Source organism: Bacteroides caecigallinarum (assembly GCF_021530995.1).
In the GTDB taxonomy this organism is placed as follows: Bacteria; Bacteroidota; Bacteroidia; order Bacteroidales; family Bacteroidaceae; genus Phocaeicola; species Phocaeicola faecigallinarum.
In genome coordinates, this window is record NZ_JADYTF010000098.1 from 1 (window position 1) to 13,697 (window position 13,697).

Below are 13,697 nucleotides of genomic sequence, written 5' to 3' on the forward strand. Positions count from 1 at the left end.
CAGCAAGAAAATATCATAGGAACAATTGTAAAAAATTGGGTACATAAGGTCCTATTGTACCCTATGTACCCAATTAATGCTGTTATTTATATGAAAAATACTCTATAAACAACTGTCAAACCATATTTCCAATCGGTCTAACATTTAACATAAATCAACAAATTCTCATTTCTGGAAAAGATATACGACATCCGGTGAGAGCGTTCCATTGCATGGCGTATCTCACATTATGATGTAAGAATAATCATTTCATGAATGCCGGTACTGGCAGATGCATTCCTGCCATCACAAGACCGTTTTCACGGGCATACTGAACATAATGCTTACGGCTTTTTACAGCTCCGGACTTATCCATATCGTATGTGGCACAGACGTCAGGATATTTCAGTTGAAGTGCTGCCCCGTGCATCAGGTCGCCTACTACGAGCAACTTGCCTGCCTGGAACACCGTATGTCCGGGAGTATGACCGACAGCATCCATAGCGACGACTTTACAAGGTAGTGTATCGCCGAAAGCGAACAGATGAAGACGGTCTTTATAGGCTTTCATTGTACTTTCCACCTGCGATTTCTTGTCAGCCGGCATTTTCATCCATGCATCATATTCAACTTTAGAGCCATATACTTCCGCATTGGGGAATACAGCAACGCCATCTTTCATCATACCGCCAATGTGGTCGCCATGGAAATGTGTGATGAAGAGATAGTCAATATCTGCAGGATTGATATTCAATGATTTAAGTCCTTCAAACAGTTTACTGTCAGGAGCTCCCATACCTGCATCAAAAAGTATCCGTTTGCCGTCCGTTTCTACCAGGAATGTACTGATTGAGGCAGGCACACCATTCTGGAGTGAAAGGCTGTCTATCTGGGCATCAGTAGCATCAGGAAAGAGGGAACGGGGCATAAGACGGTCGTTGGCATTGTCGCGTATCCAGGTGACTTTCATTCCGTCCAGCTCCAGAGTAGATAACATACTGTCTTTCTGCTGTTCCTGTACACTTACTGCGTTTTCAGCATTCGTTTCACTATCTTTAGACTGTTTTGACTGTACTGAACAACTGAACAGGAACATCGGTGCAATCATCAATACCTCACCGTTTGCAATAATATTCTTCATAGACGTTTCTTTATAAATTCTTTGTCTCACAAAATTACAATTCTCATATAAAAATCAATTATCCAATACATATTTTTAATGCATGGTTTTATTGATAAAAAAACGTGACCGCGTTTAAGATAAAACGTGACCGCATTTAACCTTAAACACGGGCACGTTTTAAAAACAATGTTTCAGGCCTATTTTTTATAGTTTACAGAAAATAATTTGCAAATAAGAAGCAGAATTATTACCTTTGTATGTAATATGTAGCCGGAATAAAACGGCGACATTATTTCTTATCATTTTTCATAAACAACAAAACAATGTCGAAGATGCAAAACAGCTGGTTTATGGATTAAAAAATCATTCATTAAACTCAAACTTCTCCCAGTGGCCGCAATGAAAAATTGTGCGACAGGGATTGCTGTGCTCTTTGACTTACGGGTTCATACTCTACTCTTCGGCCGGGAAGAGGGAGTTCTATGTTGAAAACTATTTGTTAGTTTTTAGTTATTAGTTTTTAGACCTAATTATCAAAAAAATCATGTTGTTTATGAAAAATTTATACTTATGCGTAAAACGCAATTTCGATTCTATCTCAAATAATTTTGCTCCTGAATATGCCGACTGCCACCTCGACGTGGAGATTTCAGCGCCTAAAGGCCTGGGAGGAGTCAAAGAGCTGTCGGTACGTATTTACTCTTCCTCATACAGGCTTATGGGAGTGGGATGCACCACACATGAGGCCGGTAGGACATTCAAGAAAGCTGCTTTCGACATGGCGAATGATGATTTATGGGACGCGGGGCTGTATAGGGCATACGTCTATATAAACGGGGTTCCCAAATGGTTATGCCAAGTGGAATTGCCTGTAACGTCAGATTACCGGACTAAAAGTTCTCTGGAGCCGATAGAAAAATATCCCATAGAAATGTTCTTTGCAGAGAATCTTGCCATGACAGGATGGTGGCCTAAACTTTACTGTGGCCGCTTCAAGGAACCGATTATCCGCTTGCTTATGGAAAGGCTGATGACATTCAGCAATAATATAAGGAACAGGACGGCAAAGAAACTGCCTCATCTGCTTGTCACAGGCGAGGGCGAAGCATGCGGGGCAAAGGCTTTCGCTTCGATGATATTGGGCGGATTCATCACTGAGGATGATGTGGCGCGAAAATACAGTCTGTCGGTTTCGGAAATATCTACAGGCGCCTACGGATGGAAAAACATGGAGGAGAAGGTAGCTAAAGCCAAGGCGGTGATTGTAGAGGTATCGGACCTTGACTATAATGCGCATACAGTGAACATAGTAAATCTTCTGGCGAGCATTATACGTTACGACACGTTCAGGGACACTACTTTCATACTGCACGGAACGGACAAGGACATCCGGATGATGATGGAGAAATGCAAACTCATGGACGGACTGTTCACTGAAGAGACAACTTTCCGACTGTCGTCGGACAGGTCGATAGGCTCCGAATATGTTTACGACCGGGAGCAGGAGGATTTCACCAAACTGGTAGAGGGAATACTGGACGAGAAATATGGCTGCAAAGAAACTGATAGCGACTGTGGCGCATCACCCTGCAAGGCAGAAAGAGACCTTCAGTCGATGGTAGGCCTGCAAAGGGTAAAGGACGATATGAGGGAAACCATGATGATGGCGATGTTCAACAGGAAGAGGGCTGAGATGTGTCTTCAGACAGACAGCGAGCAGAGGAACCACATGCTATTCTTGGGAAATCCAGGTACAGGAAAAACTACTGTAGCAAAGCTTGTGGGAGAGATATATCACAATATGGGACTGCTCAGCAAAGGACATACCGTAGAGACAAACCGCTCGAAATTAGTAGGCGAATACATAGGGGTGACGGAAAAGAAAACCCTGGAGGCGATAGAAGAGGCACGTGGCGGAGTGTTGTTCATCGACGAGGCTTATACGCTTGTATCAAACGAAAGTGACACAAAGGATTTCGGAAAGGAAGTGCTTAATGCTCTTCTCACAGTACTGTCGGAACCTGAACCGGACATGATAGTCATATTTGCCGGATACGAGGACAAGATGACCGCCATGATGAAAACAAATCCAGGACTGAAGGACCGTTTCCCGCTGACATTCCATTTCGATGATTACTCGGCGGCCGAACTGATGGAAATGGCTTGCCGGTCGCTCAAGGCAGGAAACTACAGACTTACGGATGATGCCCACAAATGTCTGGCTTCGCTGATAGAGAAAGCGTCGTCGCGCCGTGACGAGTATTTCGGCAATGGCCGATGGGTACATAATCTGATTAATCAGGGTATCATCAAAAGCATGGCACGAAGGGTCATGACATCCTCTACTACCGAAAGGAATATCAGCATCGACCTGTTGTGCGTAATAGAGGAATCGGACATACTCGATGCTGAACGTAACTTCCTCTGTCTGAAAACAGCAAAAATCTCATCACCACGCCCCATTGGTTTCAGGGCGTGAGTGGTATATACTATTTTTTTAGTAATTTTGGTCCGGGAAATAATATATAAGGAAATGATATCACTGGATAAACTTAAGGAAATAGTAATGGATGCCTCGGAACTCATGGTGACCGATGGGTTCGACATCTCGAGCAAGGAAGGATATTCCAACATTGTAACATCATCGGATATAGCTGTACAGGATTTCCTGTGCAAACATCTCGCCGAGGCACTGCCAGGCAGCGGATTCCTATGCGAGGAAGAGGACATGCATGACGCGAGCCATGAATACACATGGATAATTGACCCTATTGACGGTACAGCCAACTATAGCCGCGGAATAGCCGAATGTGCCATCTGTGTCGGACTGAAACATAATTCGGACATGGTGATGGGGGTTGTATATCTGCCAAGAGCCAAAGAGATGTTCTATGCCGAAAAAGGGAAAGGCGCTTTTCTCAACGGACAGAGAATTCACGTTTCGGACCGTACTTTCGGAAATGCCATAATGTGTACCGCCCTGCCGGTCTATCATAAAGAATATGCCGAAATATGTTCCGGAATAATACGCGAAGTGTTCGGAAAGTGTAACGACATCCGCCGCTTCGGGGCTTGTGCTCCAGAACTGTGCTACCTGGCTATGGGAAGATGCGAACTGTATTTTGAGTATCTGCTGAGCCCATGGGACTTTGCTGCCGCATCACTGATACTTACTGAAGCGGGCGGAGTGATTTCTGGTCTCGACGGTAAACCTCTTGACTTTGTTTCTCCATGCGGAGTAATAGCCGGAAACAGCGCGGAAAATCTGAAAGAGCTTTTCACCATCATACAGAAACACATCTGATAAATCCAACATACAGGTGTCTGACTGCAGAAAATGCCGACCAATTCAACCGTGATTTTGGTCGGCATTTTCTGTTTTGTACATCATATAAATCATCAAAGCACTGATAATCAAGGCATAGAGTTCCGGCTTTGTACATCAGAATATCATTATCGTCCTACAGAATCTATTTATCTTTGCCTCCGGAAACAAAAACAGAACCGGACCTGATATGAAAAAATCATTATTAATCATTATTGCAGCCACAAGTATGTCGTCGTGCTGCACTGTATTCACGGCATCGAAACAGAACGTAACGTTTATGGCTCCAAACGGAACAAAAATTTATGATGCGGAGACTAATATAAAAATAGCTGAAGTGGAAAAAGAAAACATGGTAACCACAAAAATAAAGAAGAAAGTTTCGGACAAACAGCTGATTGCACGAAAGGATGGCTACTCTCCTACTCCTTTCATGCTGGAAACGGCCTTTAACCCTTCTTCTTTATGGAACATCCTTTTCTGGCCGGGATTCCTGGTTGACCTAGGTACGGGAAAGATGTTCAAATGGGATAATACTATAATAAATCTGGAACTGGAACCTGCGACAGGAACCGAAAAATAAAAAGAAACTAGACTAAACTTAACTAAACTGTATCTTTAAAAACTGACTGCTCAAAAATTTAGGGTTAAAGAATATCTGTAAGGTACGGATACAAAAAATCCTGCTTCCATTTTCTAAATAACGGAAGCAGGATTTTATTTTGTCAGAATACGGAAAACCGGATTCGTGAATTATTTGATATTTGATTCTTCAAGCTTATATCCGAATTTCTTGTCGGCCACTTTAAGAGCAAACGCTACCAACAGAGAAAGTACGGCAAAGCCTGTGAAAATACACATCGGGAGTGTATAATCGTATGAATTAGTACCAGCAGCAGTCTTTCCTGTGATGCAATAATTATCAAGAACAAAACCAATAAGAGTAGGTACTCCCCAAAGACCAATGTTCTGGATAAAGAAGATGAGCGCATACGCTGTTCCAAGCTGATGTGCAGGGAATATCTTCGCTACTGACGGCCACATAGCCGATGGCACAAGCGAGAATGCTATACCCAAAACTATCATAAGAATGATGGCAATGTATGAACCTGTAACGAAAGGCAATGCATAGACAAAATGTACGAATATCAGCATAGCGGCTCCGAACATCATGATGGATGCTGCCTTTCCGCGCTTGTCGACCATTCCTCCGAATACCGGTGTCAGAATCAAGGCTCCAAGAGCAGGAAGTCCGGCAAAGAATCCGGCTACGTTTTCATCAATACCGTATTTTGTTATCATCAACTCAGAAGCGAACTTCTGGAACGGGAATACGCATGAATAGAACAATACGCAAAGCAAAGCAATAAGCCAGAATCCGGGATTTGAAAGGATTGTAGCTACGTCCTTGAAAGAGAACTTTTCATTGTCGGCAGATTCGTCCTTGATTTCTTCCATCTGTGTGTCAAGCTTCTTGTCGAGTACAGAGAATGAGAAGAATGCTATCATACCGCCTACAAGGCACACAAGACCGATAAGAACCGGTGTTGTAAGCTCGAACGAGCGTGCCACAGGGATGGCTACGGCGTATGCGGCCTGCGAACCTACACGTGCAAGGGCTACCTGAACACCCATAGCTGTTGCCATTTCCTTACCGCGGAACCATTTGGCAATCATCTTTGTTACGGTGATACCTGCTACCTCAGCTCCTACTCCGAACACTGAATATCCGACTGAAGCGACGAAAACGTCGGCCTTATATCCAAGGATTGTATCGGCAGTTCCCACCATGCTTGTCATGGCATAATATTCAAGCCATGTTCCCACCACCATAAGTATAGTGGCAAGCTTTCCGGTGAAACGTATGCCGAAGCGGTCAAGGATAAGTCCTCCCCATATCAGCATGAGGCAGAATACATTAAGGAAACTGTATGCGCCTGTGTAGATACCGAAATCGCTACTGGTCCATCCCAGACCGTTTTCTGACGGTGATGCCTCAAGCATACTCTTGAGAGGCGCAACCACATCATTCACATAATAAGCAGCCATCATTGTGAAGGCCACAATAGCCAGAGCACCCCAACGCATGCCCCACGAATCATTTAATTTTTTCTTTACCTGTTGTGTCATTTTTATGTATATCTATTTATTATTTTTCAAAAAAACGATGCAAAGATACACTTTTTCTTGCATTCAGGAAACAAATACACATTTATGCCAACGATAATATCAACAGCTGTGCCGTGAGTACGCGAAGGAACATTGTGAGCGGATAGACAGTGGCATAACCTACTGCAGGAGCATCACATGATGTCTGATCGTTGGAAAAAGCAAGTGCGGGCGGATTGGTTGTAGCACCGGAAAGAACACCTATCAGTGTATAATAATTGAGCTTGAATGCATATCGTCCTACCAATCCTGCTATAATTAAAGGTACAACTGTGATAATAACTCCGTAGCCAATCCATACATATCCTCCGTGATGTACTATAGTATCAACAAATCCGGAACCAGCTCCCAAACCGACACAGGCAAGGAACAGCGAAAGACCTATCTCGCGGACCATCAGATTAGCACTCATGGTAGTGTAAGTGATGAGCTTATACTGCGGACCGAAACGGCTTATCAATATAGACACAATCAGCGGACCTCCGGCAAGACCTAACTTGACAGGCTGAGGTATGCCCGGGAATGCAAAAGGAATACTCCCAAGAATACATCCTAAAGCTATACCAAGGAAAATAGGTATCAGATTCGGATGGTTAAGCTGTTTAAGTGAGTTACCAAGAACCTTCTCTGCCTGACCTACAGCCAGTTCATTACCTACTATCATCACACGGTCGCCTATCTGTAGCTGCAGGTTAGGCGAAGCCACAAGGTCCACACCGGAACGGTTTACTCTGATGACATTGGCCCCAAAACTGTTTCTTATCTTAAGCTGTGAAAGCAACTTACCGTTTACTTCGGAACGGGTGATAACGACGCTTCTTGTCACCAGGTCAGTTTCTTCTTTTTCCCAGTTCATCTCTACCTGACAACCGATAAATGCTGTAATGGCATCGATATCTATAGGTGCGGAAGTCAGAAGAATCCTGTCGTTAAGATGTAACACAGTATCTGCGCCTGCCATTTCTACCGCTCCTGTAGAAGCATGGTATATATGCGAAACGACGAAATATCTCTTCACAAGTGGATGTATCTCACGCAGTTGTTTACCTATTACAGACTCGTTATGAACCTCAATCGTTATCGGTCGGACAGTGAGTTCCTGAAGATGTCCTGAGCCACGCTGGGCATCTGCCTCTTCTTTGTCAAGCTTGACACAGAGAACATATCTCAAGCCCCAAAGAGAAAGAATACAGCCTATTACACCAAGCGGATAGGCTACCGCGTATCCAAGAGCAATCTCCGGAGCATCTATGCCATTGAGGTCGCTGTTTGCCTGCTGTGCGGCACCGAGTCCCGGTGTATTTGTTACGGCTCCTGAAAGGATACCTACCATAGTGGTGATAGGAACTCCTGATACAAAATGAAGTACTATTGCCAGAATAACACCCGTAAAGACAACCGTCATGGCTACCATATTAAGCGTCAGCCCTCCTTTCTTGAACGCTGAAAAGAAACCTGGTCCCACCTGAAGACCAATAGAATAGACAAACAGTATAAGTCCAAACTCCTTAAGGAAATGAAGCAGATGCTCATTGAGATTCATATTGAAATGGCCGAAAACAATACCCACGAAAAGTATCCATGTGATACCTAATGAAACACCGGCAACCTTTACCTTACCAAGCGCAATACCTATCGTTATCACCAGCGACAAGATAAGTACGGAGTGCGCTACTCCCCCTCCCCATAAATTGGGATAACCCATAAACAGGTTTTCAATCAATTCCATAATTTTAGTTTTTGTATTGTTTTAAATTTCTATTGATTTAATTTTCGGGGGGCAAAGGTAGTAACAATATCTCTATAAATAGAATATTTATGGAATAGAATTATTTAATTTAAAACTCTGTTATTGGAACTACATCTATTTTATATCCGTCCTTCTCTATTGTGCGTTTGTCACTATAAGTCACTATAACAAGATTATCACACTTCAATTCTCCGGCACACTCAATAATACCATCCACTTCCCGCTTTTCCGTTTTAGGACTGCTCATGTCATAACATACCTGGACAAGACGTAATATGCGAGTACCCTCACGAAGTACAAAATCGACTTCCTTATCATTCCGTGAACGATAATAAAAGATTGTTTTCTCCACATCATAACCTCGACGAACAAGTTCTATGAAAACCTGATTTTCAAGCAATCGTCCCAAATTGTCACTTAAAGAAAAAGCCTTTGATGCCACAAAACCATTGTCAACTACATATACTTTTCTTGGAGCCTTTTTCATCAACCTAAGTTTATTATTATAACGTGACAAATAATAGAAAAGGTATGGTTCATGAAGGTAGTCCATATATTTCTTGGTAGTATTGACACTTGAGAAGTCAAGTTCATAAGTCAATTCATTAGCACTGACAGGATTACAGAAATTAGAGACAAGATACATGGCCAAATTATTTAAATCTGTCACATTACGTACATTATGGCGTTTAGCCACATCTTTCCATATGATGGAATCAAATAACGTGTCAAGATAACTGCGGATCAATTGACGTGAAGCAACTACTTCCGGATAACCTCCATTCCTTAAATAGTCATCTGTCAGAACAAGGGACTCTGTTTTGTGTTCTGATTTCAGTAAATACAGTTCAAGATTGTTCCAATTGAAAAACTCTTCAAGACTGAAAGGCAACATCTCTATCTGGAGATACTTACCTGTCAATACTGTAGCCATCTCACTGCTGAGCATTCTGGCATTACTGCCCGTTATTACGAGATTTTTTCCCATTCTATATAGTTCACTGACCCACAAATCCCACCCATCAAGGTTCTGAACTTCATCCAACAAAATATATTCATAGCCGGGATAAACATCATCCAACATCCGCATAACCAAATCCGAATCCCATGCTTCCAGTAATTGATAACTATCGAAGTTCAAGTATGCAAAATTCTTGTCACGCAGCATTAATAACGCCTGAGTTGATTTTCCCACACGTCTTGGCCCTGTTATCAACTTAATCAGATGACTGCCCAATAACGATTTTGTATCTTGGAGAGTCTTGCGAATCAAATACGGACGAGACATCAGCTCATCACGCTCTTTGCGTTGGTTCAGAATGATTGTTTTCATCTTCCAGATTTTTATTCGAATTCGAATACAATATTAATACTTTTTACTCAAAAATCATTGCTTATTGCACAAAATATATACTATTTTATGCAGTATAAAAATATTATTGAACAAAATCAAATCAGAAAGCCCGAATAATATCAGTTTAGATACAAAATCCGACCTAATAATAAATGATTAGTAACTGAATGTTTCTGTACTCTCCAGCTCCCTTAGAAACAGTCTGGCACACATTTCCGCATCATCACCTGCTCGGTGGTGCATACCCTGCTCAATACCAAGCTGCTCACAAAGATAATCCAGTGAATTACATCCAAAGGAGTAAATCTTACGGGCCATCTGCAAAGAACATATCCAGTTCAACTTGGGAAGATGAATGCGGTAAAGCTCAGCAGAATGCTGCAAACAGCTTCTGTCGAAAGGTACATTATGTGCCACAAAAGTGTCGAACTCATCAAGATAAGTTCGTTCTATCTCTTCCCATACCTGACGGAAGTCCGGGGCATTCTCTGTATCCTGCGGACGTATGCCATGTACCTTTATATTCCAATACTGATAATAGTTGTCTTCCGGACGTACCAGCCACGAGCGAGTCTCTGCTATTTCTCCATTTCTTACCACACAGATACCAACCTCGCATATTGAAGCACGTTTGGAAGTAGCGGTCTCAAAGTCTATTGCTATGAAATTTATATCTGACTTGTCGTACATGATTATCCTTGATTAAATAGTCATTATTAAATTGTATCTCAAAAATACATTATAGGCATGAAATTAACAAATATAAAATATGTAGTTCAATATATAAAAAACAAAAAAAGTGCTGCAACTTTGTCACTCTGACAAAATTGCAGCACTAAAATTATCTGCGTAGTCTATAGATTACTTGCGCTGTCCCAATTTATCATCCAGATAAAGGATACCTGAGTGGTCGCCGCAACGTTTCAACTTGTCAACGATACCCTGGGCTGTAGCTTCTTCTTCAACCTGTTCGCGGACATATCCCCACAAGAAATCCTGTGAAGCTTTATCTTTAACTTCTGAAGCGATGTTTACGAGTTCGTCAATAAGCTGTGATACATGGCATTCGTGTTTGTAAACATGTTCGAATACTTCAAGCGGGCTGCCCCATCCTTGAGGAACAACATCAATCTTGTCAACCTTAGCCTCACCACCACGTTTCATCAGGTAGTCAGCCAGATTGTATGCATGGTCAAGTTCTTCCTGTGACTGCTTTTTCATCCATGTAGCAAATCCGTCGTAACCTTCTTTCTGAAGATAGAAAGACATTGAAAGATAAAGATTAGCCGACCACATTTCGGCAGTAATCTGCGCATTGATTGCGTTCTGTAGTTTTTCTGAAATCATAGTTTATAAATTTAATATATAAGTTGACTATCTTATAGCAAACTCCATGCCACCGTCAATCCTGCCATTACTATTGCTACCATACTCATAAGCTTGATTAGTATGTTCAGACTCGGGCCGGATGTATCCTTGAAAGGATCGCCCACTGTATCGCCAACAACCGTGGCACGGTGTACCTCGCTGCCCTTACCTCCAAAATTACCTTCCTCAACGTATTTCTTGGCATTATCCCATGCTCCTCCGGCATTAGCCATAAATACAGCAAGCACAAAACCTGATGACAATCCTCCGATAAGAAGACCTATCACTCCGGAAACTCCGAAAAGTAATCCGGTAACTACCGGAGCTATTATAGCGAGTACCGACGGAAACACCATCTCGCGCTGTGCTCCCTTAGTGGAAATCTGTACGCAACGCGCATAGTCGGGTTCTGCCTTACCTTCAAGTATTCCTTTTATCTCGCGGAACTGACGGCGTACTTCTTCTACCATGTGGGCAGCTGCGCGTCCTACCGCATTCATCGTAAGACCGCAGAACAAGAATGCCATCATACTGCCTATGAACATTCCAGAAAGTACTTTAGGATTCATAAGTGTTACATCGTAGTATATCATGAAATCGGTAAATGAAGCTTCATGTATTGCTACGCTGATTCCGTTTGGAAGTTCGAGAACCGTATTGCCTATCCTTTCCAGACCTATTCGTATTTCTTCGATATACGACGCAAGAAGGGCCAGTCCTGTAAGAGCAGCAGAACCTATGGCAAACCCCTTACCAGTGGCGGCTGTAGTATTACCAAGCGAGTCGAGGGCATCTGTACGCTTGCGGACTTCTTCGCCCAAAGCACTCATTTCGGCATTTCCTCCTGCATTGTCGGCTATAGGTCCGTATGCATCAGTTGCAAGTGTTATTCCAAGCGTAGAAAGCATTCCAACCGCTGCTATGCCTATTCCATAGAGTCCCATTCCGATGTTTGACAAATCGAATCCAGAAGCAAGCCAATACGAAAGAATTATTCCGGCCACGACAGCTATCACCGGTATGGTGGTTGAAACCATTCCGAGACCAATACCGGAAATAATAACCGTGGCAGGACCTGTCTTGCCGCTTTCGGAAAGTTTCTGTGTAGGCTTATACGACTGAGAGGTGTAATACTCAGTAGAACGACCTATAATGATACCAACTATCAGACCTACTACCACCGCAAAAGATATGTTTACCCAGTTCTTCATATCAAGAAGCCACAATATGAGAAATGTTGCTATTACTATAAGTATTGAACTGAGATTTGTCCCTACAGAAAGAGACTTAAGAAGCTCCTTCATACCCGCATCCTCGCGAGTACGTACAGCAAATATTCCAATAATTGACAATATGATACCCACTGCGGCAATAAGCATCGGCGCTATCACAGCCTTGAACTGCATATCTGTATCGCCCGTACCGATGAATGCCGCTGCTCCAAGTGCCGCTGTGGCAAGGATGGAACCGCAATATGATTCATACAAGTCGGCCCCCATACCGGCTACATCACCAACATTGTCGCCCACATTATCGGCTATCGTGGCAGGATTACGCGGATCGTCTTCGGGGATTCCAACTTCAACTTTACCTACAAGATCGGCACCTACATCGGCTGCTTTAGTATATATACCTCCTCCTACTCTGGCAAACAGGGCTTGAGTAGAAGCTCCCATACCAAATGTAAGCATTGTGGTGGTAATCATACATAGTTTTGCTGTAGGATTGGAAGAATCGGCATCTATAACTTTGTCAAGGAGCAGATACCAGAAAGAAATGTCGAACAGACCAAGACCTACCACAACGAGTCCCATAACTGCTCCGCTACGGAAAGCCACACGCAATCCTTTGTTGAGTGACGTACGCGCCGCATTGGCTGTACGAGCAGAAGCGTATGTTGCTGTTTTCATTCCCAAATATCCGGAAAGACCGGAGAAAAATCCACCGGTAAGAAAAGCTACAGGCACCCAATGGTTCTGGAGATTGAATCCGTATGCCATGATAGAAAATAAGATTACCAGCACTATGAATACCATGGTTACTACCTTGTACTGCTGTTTGAGATACGACATAGCTCCCTGGCGAACATGCAGTGCAATCTTCTGCATCTGTGGAGTCCCTTCACTTTCCTTCATCATCTGCCGGTAGAAATACCATGCAAGTACCAATGCCAGAATTGAGGCTATGGGCACTATCCAAAATAAACTTGTTTCCATAAGGTTATGATTATAAGATTAATAGCTTTTGCCAATAAATATAAGTATTTATTTTGGAAATTAAGAATGTTTGCCGGATTATCGCATAATAATGTAACAAGAAGGCACAAAAAAAGGCGTCATCCAGTTACCATGAATGCCGCCGGCCATCTAAAGAACCCCCCAATTAAGGGTTCTTTTCATCTTTGGTTTTTCAAGTGTTACGTTATCCCTAACCTTTTTTCTTCTTACCTGGTTTTCCTAAAACCTATTAAAAATCTAATCCCTAAATCCTGAAAACTAATTAATCTCTCTCTTAACCTTAATCCAAAAAACCAATTCCTTGAAAACCTCTTTACCTTTTAAACTAATAACTTTAACCTAATACCTTAAAAAATTACCTTAAGTCTAATCTAATACCTTAATATCTTTTG

At 42.5% G+C, this 13,697-nt stretch carries 10 protein-coding genes; 3 read left to right on the plus strand and 7 right to left on the minus strand.

Annotated features, from left to right (window positions below):
- Window positions 1–244: 244 nt before the first annotated feature.
- Window positions 245–1,120 (minus strand): MBL fold metallo-hydrolase, encoded by an 876-nt coding sequence (locus tag I6E24_RS12445; RefSeq protein WP_235328865.1) that lies wholly within the window; start codon window positions 1,118–1,120, stop codon window positions 245–247.
- Window positions 1,121–1,655: 535 nt separating this feature from the next.
- On the opposite strand from I6E24_RS12445, the gene I6E24_RS12450 reads away from it, so the two are divergent.
- The 3 genes from I6E24_RS12450 to I6E24_RS12460 all read left to right on the plus strand — a co-directional run bounded on the left by I6E24_RS12450 (window position 1,656) and on the right by I6E24_RS12460 (window position 5,010).
- Window positions 1,656–3,581 (plus strand): AAA family ATPase, encoded by a 1,926-nt coding sequence (locus I6E24_RS12450; RefSeq protein ID WP_235328866.1) that lies wholly within the window; start codon window positions 1,656–1,658, stop codon window positions 3,579–3,581.
- 54 nt (window positions 3,582–3,635) lie between these two features.
- Complete coding sequence (locus tag I6E24_RS12455) at window positions 3,636–4,406, plus strand: inositol monophosphatase family protein (protein WP_235328867.1); 771 nt, start codon at window positions 3,636–3,638, stop codon at window positions 4,404–4,406.
- Window positions 4,407–4,617: 211 nt separating this feature from the next.
- On the plus strand, window positions 4,618–5,010 hold the full coding sequence (locus I6E24_RS12460; protein WP_235328868.1) for a hypothetical protein: 393 nt from the start codon (window positions 4,618–4,620) through the stop codon (window positions 5,008–5,010).
- A 170-nt stretch (window positions 5,011–5,180) separates the two neighbouring features.
- On the opposite strand, the gene I6E24_RS12465 is transcribed toward I6E24_RS12460, so the two are convergent.
- From I6E24_RS12465 to I6E24_RS12490, 6 genes are all read right to left on the minus strand, one after another.
- The gene (locus I6E24_RS12465; RefSeq protein ID WP_235328869.1) at window positions 5,181–6,557 is read right to left on the minus strand and encodes an MFS transporter; all 1,377 of its coding nucleotides are present in this window, start codon (window positions 6,555–6,557) and stop codon (window positions 5,181–5,183) included.
- Window positions 6,558–6,639: 82 nt separating this feature from the next.
- Complete coding sequence (locus I6E24_RS12470) at window positions 6,640–8,325, minus strand: putative transporter (RefSeq protein WP_235328870.1); 1,686 nt, start codon at window positions 8,323–8,325, stop codon at window positions 6,640–6,642.
- A gap of 109 nt (window positions 8,326–8,434) precedes the next feature.
- Complete coding sequence (locus I6E24_RS12475) at window positions 8,435–9,679, minus strand: ATP-binding protein (RefSeq protein WP_235328871.1); 1,245 nt, start codon at window positions 9,677–9,679, stop codon at window positions 8,435–8,437.
- 177 nt (window positions 9,680–9,856) lie between these two features.
- Window positions 9,857–10,390, minus strand: a complete 534-nt coding sequence (locus I6E24_RS12480) for a 3'-5' exonuclease (protein WP_235328872.1) — start codon at window positions 10,388–10,390, stop codon at window positions 9,857–9,859.
- 171 nt (window positions 10,391–10,561) lie between these two features.
- The gene (locus I6E24_RS12485) at window positions 10,562–11,047 is read right to left on the minus strand and encodes a ferritin (protein ID WP_204403635.1); all 486 of its coding nucleotides are present in this window, start codon (window positions 11,045–11,047) and stop codon (window positions 10,562–10,564) included.
- Window positions 11,048–11,079: 32 nt separating this feature from the next.
- Window positions 11,080–13,284: a sodium-translocating pyrophosphatase gene (locus tag I6E24_RS12490; RefSeq protein ID WP_235328873.1), complete on the minus strand. Its 2,205-nt coding sequence runs from the start codon at window positions 13,282–13,284 to the stop codon at window positions 11,080–11,082.
- Window positions 13,285–13,697 lie beyond the last annotated feature (413 nt).

What these genes read in the sequence shown, in the direction of transcription:
- I6E24_RS12445 (WP_235328865.1), bottom strand. Translation starts at nt 1,120, where the DNA reads ATGAAGAATATTATTGCAAACGGTGAGGTATTGATGATTGCACCGATG.
- I6E24_RS12450 (WP_235328866.1), top strand. Translation starts at nt 1,656, where the DNA reads ATGAAAAATTTATACTTATGCGTAAAACGCAATTTCGATTCTATCTCA.
- I6E24_RS12455 (WP_235328867.1), top strand. Translation starts at nt 3,636, where the DNA reads ATGATATCACTGGATAAACTTAAGGAAATAGTAATGGATGCCTCGGAA.
- I6E24_RS12460 (WP_235328868.1), top strand. Translation starts at nt 4,618, where the DNA reads ATGAAAAAATCATTATTAATCATTATTGCAGCCACAAGTATGTCGTCG.
- I6E24_RS12465 (WP_235328869.1), bottom strand. Translation starts at nt 6,557, where the DNA reads ATGACACAACAGGTAAAGAAAAAATTAAATGATTCGTGGGGCATGCGT.
- I6E24_RS12470 (WP_235328870.1), bottom strand. Translation starts at nt 8,325, where the DNA reads ATGGAATTGATTGAAAACCTGTTTATGGGTTATCCCAATTTATGGGGA.
- I6E24_RS12475 (WP_235328871.1), bottom strand. Translation starts at nt 9,679, where the DNA reads ATGAAAACAATCATTCTGAACCAACGCAAAGAGCGTGATGAGCTGATG.
- I6E24_RS12480 (WP_235328872.1), bottom strand. Translation starts at nt 10,390, where the DNA reads ATGTACGACAAGTCAGATATAAATTTCATAGCAATAGACTTTGAGACC.
- I6E24_RS12485 (WP_204403635.1), bottom strand. Translation starts at nt 11,047, where the DNA reads ATGATTTCAGAAAAACTACAGAACGCAATCAATGCGCAGATTACTGCC.
- I6E24_RS12490 (WP_235328873.1), bottom strand. Translation starts at nt 13,284, where the DNA reads ATGGAAACAAGTTTATTTTGGATAGTGCCCATAGCCTCAATTCTGGCA.